This window comes from Kitasatospora putterlickiae (genome assembly GCF_039527695.1).
GTDB lineage: Bacteria > Actinomycetota > Actinomycetes > Streptomycetales > Streptomycetaceae > Kitasatospora > Kitasatospora putterlickiae.
In genome coordinates, this window is the sequence record NZ_BAAAKJ010000125.1 from 43,821 (window position 1) to 47,585 (window position 3,765).

Annotated in this window: 6 protein-coding genes; all 6 read right to left on the reverse strand. The window is 76.8% G+C overall.

Translation table 11 applies throughout. The features are described 5' to 3' along the window. Nucleotides 1-367 (reverse strand): effector-associated domain EAD1-containing protein (locus ABD308_RS13345; RefSeq protein ID WP_344333011.1); only part of this gene is annotated, 367 nt, incomplete at its 3' end. Next, nucleotides 346-1,428 (reverse strand): ThiF family adenylyltransferase, encoded by a 1,083-nt coding sequence (locus ABD308_RS13350; RefSeq protein WP_344333013.1) that lies wholly within the window; start codon nt 1,426-1,428, stop codon nt 346-348. The genes ABD308_RS13345 and ABD308_RS13350, both read right to left, overlap by 22 nt. Next, nucleotides 1,425-2,105, reverse strand: a complete 681-nt coding sequence (locus tag ABD308_RS13355; protein ID WP_344333016.1) for a hypothetical protein — start codon at nt 2,103-2,105, stop codon at nt 1,425-1,427. The genes ABD308_RS13350 and ABD308_RS13355 overlap by 4 nt, the downstream gene beginning before the upstream one ends. Then, the gene (locus ABD308_RS13360) at nt 2,081-2,317 is read right to left on the reverse strand and encodes a radical SAM-modified peptide, FtsH ternary system-associated (protein WP_344333018.1); all 237 of its coding nucleotides are present in this window, start codon (nt 2,315-2,317) and stop codon (nt 2,081-2,083) included. The genes ABD308_RS13355 and ABD308_RS13360 overlap by 25 nt, the downstream gene beginning before the upstream one ends. A 1-nt stretch (nt 2,318) precedes the next feature. Continuing rightward, the gene (gene amrS, locus ABD308_RS13365) at nt 2,319-3,353 is read right to left on the reverse strand and encodes an AmmeMemoRadiSam system radical SAM enzyme (RefSeq protein ID WP_344333020.1); all 1,035 of its coding nucleotides are present in this window, start codon (nt 3,351-3,353) and stop codon (nt 2,319-2,321) included. Beyond that, nucleotides 3,350-3,765: hypothetical protein (locus ABD308_RS13370; protein ID WP_344333022.1), on the reverse strand; the 416-nt coding region annotated here is incomplete at its 5' end. The genes amrS and ABD308_RS13370, both read right to left, overlap by 4 nt.

Here is a 3,765-nt window from a genome sequence, read left to right on the forward strand (position 1 = left end):
GGGCGGGTCCGCCCTCCTGCGGGCGCAGCCCGTAACGGGTGGCCAGCTCCACCAGGGCCGCGTTGGTGCGGAAGGTCTGGAGCGCGTACTCCAGCAGCCTGCGGTAGGGCGCCTCGGCGGCGCCGTTGCCCAGCTCGTAGAAGATCGCGTCCCAGGCGTCCTGGGAGGTGGAACCGGCGACGCTGGGACGCAGCCCGCTGGGGAACTCGATCCGGCGCAGGATGCGGGTCACCGCGGTGTCGTTGGGGTAGAGCTCGGCGAGGGTGTCCTGCAACCGGAACCGGTCGTCGGAGCTGATCGGGATGTCCGGCCCGACCCGCCGGCCCCCGTCGTCCGCGGGCTCTCTCAGGCCTTCAGCTGATACCACGTGAACTTCCCCCCGGGGTCCCGTACAGGCAGGATCTCGCCGCGTGCGACGCCGAGCCCCGCGAGCGGGGCCGACCCGGGGGCGGTCCGCAGGCGCACCGTCCGGCGCAGGCGGCACCGTTGCCCGCATCCGGGGCATTCGACGATCGACGCCGTCTCCGCCGGCCGCTCCGGAGCAGGCTCAGCATAGTCCCCGCAGCTCGGGCAGCGGGTTCGAACAGGGAAATCCACCCAACTCTGCGGCTCGGCGTCCGGCGGTAGCGCGGAAAGGAATTGACGGATCGTCACTTCGTGGGAGAAGGGCAGCCGGCGCGGTGGGGCGTCGAGCGGGCGGTGGTGCGGGCAGTGCGGGTCGCGGGTCAGCAGGACGGGGCCGCTGCGGCCGCTCGGCGCGTCGATCCGCAGCAGCCGGTACGACGGCGTCCGGCCCAGCAGCAGCCCCAGCACCGCCTGCGTCATCCAGGCGGCCACCAGGGCCGTGGTGCCGATGGCCGCCCCCAGCGGTCCGTTGCCCAGGTCGCGGCAGCTCCAGGGCGAATCGCCGACGCCGCGTTGGTGGGCGGTCAGCGAACAGCCGTAGCAGGGCTCCTCGGTGGACAGCCGGAGCCGCACCTCGCCCTCCCACGGGCCGGTGGCGCCGTCCACCAGTGGGGCCTCCACCAGCGCGCAGCGCCCCAGCAGCCGCATCCGCGCCCGCAGCGTGTCCAGGCAGCCGACGACGGCGTCCGCCTCGGCGAGTTCGCCCAGGCCCACCCCATGCCGCAGTTCGTACGGCCGGGCCGCCACCCGCAGGCCCGCGCTCAGCGCCCGCAGGGCGTCCGACGCGGCGGCCACCTTCGGCCGTCCGGCGTCCCCGGGACGGAACAGCACCGACCTGCTGAGATTGCCCGGCTCCACGGTGTCCGGGTCGCACAGGACCAGCCGCCCCACTCCGGCCAGGGCGAGGTTCTTGGCGACCTCGTTGCCCAGCGCGCCGACGCCGACCACCACCACGGCCGCCGCCGCCAGCGCGTCCACGTCCCAACCGGGGACCAGGCGCTCGCGCGGGAAGCGCCCGCTCACGCCGGCCACCGGCCCGTGCCGTCCGCCGTGCCGTCCGCCGGGTCCGGTGGCGGCACCGGGGTCAGCGTCACCGGGCAGACCTCCACCCGCCCGCCCGGCTTCCAGCTCTCCCAGCAGACCAGGCCGGACGCCGGGTCCCGGTGCACCGAGGCCCGGCAGACCGGCCGATCCGGCCGGCACGGACAGCGCACCACCCACTCGTGCGGCCGGAAGGTGTGCCCGCAGTACAGGCACTTGGGCGGCCGGGCCCCGTGCCGGGACCGGTCGGCGATCCGCGGGTCCCCGGGGGCCACCGCCTCGACCGGGACGCCGTCCAGCGGCGGCCAGGCCTCCAGCAGACCGGCGCCGAACTCCGCGACCGCGTCCGGATCCGCCGCCGCTCCCGGTCCGGGACCCCCGGCGGCGCCACAGCCCGGCCCCCGGTCCAGGTGGACCACATCGGCCGCCCCGGAGCCCAGCCGCACCCGGTCACCCCGGCGGAAGCTGTGCCCGCAGGTGCCGCAGAGCCGGTGGTTCCAGGGCGAGGACACATGGGTGAGCGCTTGGTCGCCGTGGGCGCCGCGCTCCTCCTGCGGGTCCAGGCCCTCCGCCATCCCGGCGTCGAAGGCCGCCACGTCGGCGACCTCGGAGTCTCCGTCGGCGGGCCGCACGCTCAGCCGCACAGCATCTGCTCCCACGGCCCCTCCTCCAGCCACCGCAGCGCCTCCTCGACCGCCCGGGGGCGCAGCGCGTCCCCGAGGATCTCCACGCCGCCCTCGCCGACGGTGATCCGCAGCCGCACCAGGCGGCCCGCCGGGTGGTCCTGGTACTCCTCGGGCTGGATCAGGTCCGGGACGTCCGTGACGAACACCGCGTCCGGCTGCTGCCCGGCACTCGCCTGCCGTGCCATCTCACTCCCTCCATCGCCCCGGGACCACCGCGCCGCAGCCGGGGCAGGCCCCGTCCGCGATCCGGTGCTCCAGGGTCCGCCACACTCCGCGCCGCACCAGCACGGTCCCGCAGTCCGGGCACGCCGTCGACCGCCCCGCCTCGCCCAGGGCCCGCTCCACGTAGACGAACCGCAGCCCCCGCTCCCGCGCCGCGTCGACGGCCCGCCGCAGCTGCTCCGGAGGCGTCGGCAGGGCCCGCGCCATCCGGAAGTCGGGCGTGAACCGGAGCAGGTGCCACGGCATGGCCGGGTCGACGGCGGCGAGCCCGCGCGCGATCGCCCCCAACCGCTCCGGCGAGTCGGCGCAGCCCGGCACCAGCGGCGTACTGACCTCGACCCAGACGCCGGCCGCCCGGAACCGCTCCACCGCGTCCAGCACCGGGCGGAGGGAGGCGCCCGTCAACCGCCGGTGCGCCGCCTCGTCGGCCGCCTTGACGTCGATGTTGACCGCGTCCAGGGCCGGCGCGACCAGGTCGACGGCCCGCGGCGTGAGGAACCCGTTGCTCTTCCACAGCACCCGGATCCGCTCGGCGCGGGCGAGCTCCGCGAGCTCCAGGGTCAGCTCCGGCGCCAGCCCGGGTTCGCTGTACGACAGCGCCAGGTCCGCCCCCTCGGCGGCCGCGCGCGCCACCAGTGCGGCCGGATCGGCGGTCTCGCCGGTCCACGGCACGTCGTCCTCCCGGCCGTACTGGGACAGCCGGTGGTTCACGCAGTAGTCGCAGCGGAAGGTGCAGCCGGGCGGGGCCAGGGTGAGCACCCGCGAGCCCGGGCGGACGTGGTAGAAGGGCTTGCGCTCGATCGCGTCCAGATGGGCGACGGCGGTGCTGAAGCTCGCCGTCTCCAGCGTTCCCCGCCGGTTGCGGCGCACCCGGCAGCTGCCGAGGGCCCCCTCGGGCAGCCGGCACCGGAACGGGCACAATTCGCAGCGCACCGTGCCGTCACCGGCGGGCACCCCCAGCAGCGCCGGCCGCCAGCTCGGCGCGGGCCGCGCGCTCATCGCCGGCTCCGCGCGGTCGCGCCACCGCGGCCGGGGCCCCCGCCGGACTCCCCGGCCGGGTCCTCGTCCATGCCCAGCAGGAGACGCACCGCCTGGGAGAGCTGGAGCAGGTCGGCGTCCGGCGGCAGGTGCACGTGGTGTCCGCCGGGGGCCGTCACCGCCGGTACGTCGTCGCCGGCGTGGGTGGTGAGCAGCCGGAGCCGCGCCCCCGCCCGCAGGCCGTGGTCACGCGCCAGCCAGTGCTCGGTGAGCAGCGCGACCGGCCGCCCCGTCGCGGACGCCGTGGTCAGCGCCTCCGCCAGCCCCTCGGGCGGTTGCGCGGTCCGCGCCGTCCACACCGGCACCAGGTCGGCGCCCGCCCGGAGCCGGCACTGCTCGACGCGATCGGCGCCGCCGCCGCTCGCGGCGCCCG